Source organism: Streptomyces durbertensis, from assembly GCF_014156695.1.
GTDB classification, from domain to species: Bacteria; Actinomycetota; Actinomycetes; order Streptomycetales; family Streptomycetaceae; genus Streptomyces; species Streptomyces durbertensis.
In genome coordinates, this window is the sequence record NZ_WMLF01000474.1 from 1 (window position 1) to 4,041 (window position 4,041).

General features: G+C 71.7%; 3 protein-coding genes. All 3 read left to right on the plus strand.

All coding sequences use genetic code 11. The features are described 5' to 3' along the window. Positions 1-231 precede the first annotated feature (231 nt). From deoC to GL263_RS22890, 3 genes are read left to right on the plus strand one after another with little or no spacing between them, the layout of a single operon-like run. A complete protein-coding gene (gene deoC / locus GL263_RS22880) occupies positions 232-1,215 on the plus strand; it encodes a deoxyribose-phosphate aldolase (protein ID WP_228456757.1) in 984 nt (327 codons plus the stop codon). A gap of 8 nt (positions 1,216-1,223) precedes the next feature. Further along, positions 1,224-2,654, plus strand: a complete 1,431-nt coding sequence (locus GL263_RS22885) for an aldehyde dehydrogenase family protein (RefSeq protein WP_182857642.1) — start codon at positions 1,224-1,226, stop codon at positions 2,652-2,654. Then, positions 2,647-3,642: an aldehyde dehydrogenase family protein gene (locus GL263_RS22890; RefSeq protein ID WP_182857643.1), complete on the plus strand. Its 996-nt coding sequence runs from the start codon at positions 2,647-2,649 to the stop codon at positions 3,640-3,642. Before GL263_RS22885 ends, GL263_RS22890 begins: the two co-directional genes overlap by 8 nt. The last annotated feature ends 399 nt before the right edge of the window (positions 3,643-4,041 follow it).

Consider the following 4,041-nt stretch of genomic DNA (forward strand, 5'->3'; position numbering starts at 1 on the left):
GCGGGGGCTTCCGGGTGGCGGCGGTGCTGCCGTCCGGGGGCGCCGAGCGCCGTGCGGCGGGCGTCGCGGACCCGGAGGCCGGCACCGGCGGGGTCTGATACCCGGTTCGAAACCCGGACCGGTCGGATCCGGCCATGGGCGGCGCCCGGGACCGGGGTCTTCGGGCGTGGCTCATCTTCGCCTCAGGGGATGACAGGTCGCTACGCGCGTAGATATGCTCGTCTGGTGACCATGCCCTCCGTGACATCCACACCCACCGCAGGGACCGCCGCGCTGGCCGACGCCACCGCGTCCGACGCCGCGCTGCGCCGCTTCCTCCACGGCCTGCCCGGTGTCGACGCGGTCGGGCTGGAGGCCCGCGCCGCCATGCTCGGCACCCGTTCCATCAAGACGACGGCCAAGGCGTACGCCATCGATCTGGCGATCTCCATGATCGACCTGACGACGCTGGAAGGCGCCGACACCCCCGGCAAGGTCCGGTCGCTGTCGGCCAAGGGCCGCCGTCCCGACCCGACCGACCCGGACACCCCGAAGGTCGCCGCGATCTGCGTCTATCCGGACATGGTCGCGACCGCGAAGGAGGCCCTGGCCGGCAGCGGCGTCAAGGTCGCCTCGGTCGCCACCGCGTTCCCGGCAGGCCGCGCCGCGCTGCCGGTCAAGCTGGCCGACACCCGGGACGCGGTCGCCGCCGGCGCCGACGAGATCGACATGGTGATCGACCGCGGCGCCTTCCTCTCCGGCCGCTACCTCCAGGTCTTCGAGGAGATCAGGGCCGTGAAGGAGGCGTGCGTCCGCGAGGACGGCACCGCCGCCCGGCTCAAGGTCATCTTCGAGACCGGCGAGCTCTCGACGTACGACAACATCCGCCGCGCGTGCTGGCTGGCGATGCTCGCCGGCGCCGACTTCATCAAGACCTCGACCGGCAAGGTCGCGGTGAACGCCACCCCGCCGAACACGCTGCTGCTGATGGAGGCCGCCCGCGACTTCCACGCCGCGACCGGCACCCGCGTCGGAGTGAAGCCGGCCGGCGGCATCCGCACCACCAAGGACGCCGTCAAGTACCTCGTGATGGTGAACGAGACGCTCGGCGAGGACTGGCTGAGCAACGAGTGGTTCCGCTTCGGCGCGTCCAGCCTGCTGAACGACCTGCTCATGCAGCGCCAGAAGCTGCGCACCGGGCGCTACTCCGGTCCCGACTACGTGACGGTGGACTAAGGGCAATCATGGCTTTTGAATACGCACCCGCACCCGAGTCCCGGGCGGTCGTCGACATCAGGCCCACCTACGGGCTCTTCATCGACGGCGAGTTCCGCGAGGCCGCCGACGGCAAGGTCTTCAAGACCGTCTCCCCCTCCACCGAGGAGGTGCTCGCCGAGGTCGCCGACGCCGGCGCCGCCGACGTGGACGCCGCCGTCGCCGCCGCCCGCCGCGCCTTCGGGCCCTGGTCGGCGCTGCCCGGCGCCGAGCGCGGCAAGTACCTGTACCGCATCGCGCGGATCATCCAGGAGCGCTCGCGCGAGCTGGCCGTCCTGGAGACGCTGGACAACGGCAAGCCGATCCGGGAGACCCGGGACGCCGACCTGCCGCTCGTCGCCGCGCACTTCTTCTACTACGCCGGCTGGGCCGACAAGCTCAAGCACGCCGGCTTCGGCCCCGAGCCGCGCCCGCTGGGCGTGGCCGGCCAGGTCATCCCGTGGAACTTCCCGCTGCTGATGCTGGCCTGGAAGATCGCCCCGGCCCTGGCCACCGGCAACACCGTGGTGCTCAAGCCCGCCGAGACGACGCCGCTGTCCGCGCTGTTCTTCGCCGACATCTGCCGCCAGGCCGGGCTGCCGAAGGGCGTCGTGAACATCCTGACCGGCGACGGCCGGGCCGGCGCCGCGCTCGTCGCGCACGAGGGCGTCGACAAGGTGGCCTTCACCGGCTCCACCGCCGTCGGCAAGGAGATCGCCCGCACGGTCGCCGGCACCCGCAAGAAGCTCACCCTGGAGCTGGGCGGCAAGGGCGCCAACATCGTCTTCGACGACGCGCCGATCGACCAGGCGGTCGAGGGCGTCGTCAACGGCATCTTCTTCAACCAGGGCCAGGTCTGCTGCGCCGGCTCCCGCCTGCTGGTCCAGGAGTCCATCCAGGACGAACTGCTGGACTCGCTGAAGCGACGGCTGAGCACGCTGCGCGTCGGCGACCCGCTGGACAAGAACACCGACGTCGGCGCCATCAACTCCGCCGAGCAGCTGGCGCGGATCACCGCCCTCGCCGAGACCGGCGAGGCCGAGGGCGCCGAGCGCTGGTCGGCGCCGTGCGAACTGCCGGACTCCGGCTACTGGTTCGCGCCGACGCTGTTCACCGGCGTCAGCCAGGCGCACACGGTCGCCCGGGAGGAGATCTTCGGCCCGGTGCTGTCCGTGCTCACCTTCCGCACCCCCGACGAGGCGGTCGCCAAGGCGAACAACACGCCCTACGGCCTGTCCGCCGGCATCTGGACCGAGAAGGGTTCGCGCATCCTCGCGGTCGCGAACAAGCTGCGGGCCGGCGTCGTCTGGGCGAACACGTTCAACAAGTTCGACCCGACCTCGCCGTTCGGCGGGTACAAGGAGTCGGGCTCCGGCCGCGAGGGCGGCCGCCACGGTCTGGAGGCGTACCTCGATGTCTGAGCAGGACGAGCGGGCCACGAAGGCGGCCGGAAAGGCCGCGAAGGCGAAGCCGAAGGCCAAGGCCGGTGCGGCGGCGGCCCAGGGTGCAGGGAGCAGCGCCACCACCGCGCGGCTGAGCGTGCTCAAGACCTACAAGCTTTTTGTCGGGGGCAAGTTCCCCCGCTCGGAGAGCGGACGGGTGTACGAGGTGACGGACTCCGAGGGCAACTGGCTGGCGAACGCACCGCTGTCGTCCCGTAAGGACGCCAGGGACGCGGTCGTCGCGGCACGCAAGGCGTTCGGCGGCTGGTCCGGCGCCACCGCGTACAACCGGGGCCAGGTGCTGTACCGCGTCGCCGAGATGCTGGAGGGCCGCCGCGAGCAGTTCGTCGGCGAGGTCGCCGACGCCGAGGGGCTGTCCCGGGCGAAGGCCGCGGAGCAGGTGGACGCGGCCATCGACCGCTGGGTCTGGTACGCGGGCTGGACGGACAAGATCGCACAGGTCGTGGGTGGCGCGAACCCGGTCGCCGGGCCGTACTTCAACCTCTCCACACCCGAACCGACGGGCGTCGTCGCGGTGTTGGCGCCGCAGGACTCCTCGTTCCTCGGCCTGGTGTCGGTGCTCGCACCTGCCGTCGCGACGGGCAACACGGTCGTCGCGGTGACCGCCGAGCGGGCCCCGCTGCCGGCGCTCTCACTCGCCGAGGTGCTCGCCACCTCCGACGTGCCGGGCGGCGTCGTCAACCTGCTCTCCGGCCGCGCCGCCGAGCTCGGACCACCGCTCGCCGCGCACCAGGACGTGAACGCGATCGACCTCACGGGCGCCGACGACGAGCTCGCCCGCGAACTGGAGATCGCGGCCGCCGACAACCTCAAGCGCGTGGTGCGCCCCGGCCTCACCTCCGACTGGGCCGTCGAGCCCGGCCTCGAACGGATGCTGGCCTACCTGGAGACCAAGACCGTCTGGCACCCCACCGGCAGCCTCGGCGCGGCGGGCTCCGCCTACTGACGCCGCGGTCGGCGCGGTCGGCGCGGTCGGCGCCTTGGCGCCGCTTCGCCGACACACGGGTGTCGGCCTTCGAACCGGCCCTGCTCCCCCGCCGTCCGGGGAGCAGGGCCGCCGGCATTCCGTAGGACGCGTACAGCACACAGCAGCAGTTCTCCGCACACTGCAATGCGTGACTGAGACCTATCCGATGACCACGGCCATGTCGCCGCCATACTGATCAACCCGCAGGAGCTCGCGGACGCGCTCGCCGTCGCGGAACACCGTCAGCGCGTCACCGACGGCACCGTCTCGTACGTCTCGCACGAGGAAGCGCGACGTCGACTCGGGCTGGAGAAGGAGTGACCCTCCGCATCATCGGTCAGGATGTCTGAACTCAACAGCGCGGCGCGGTTCCTCAAG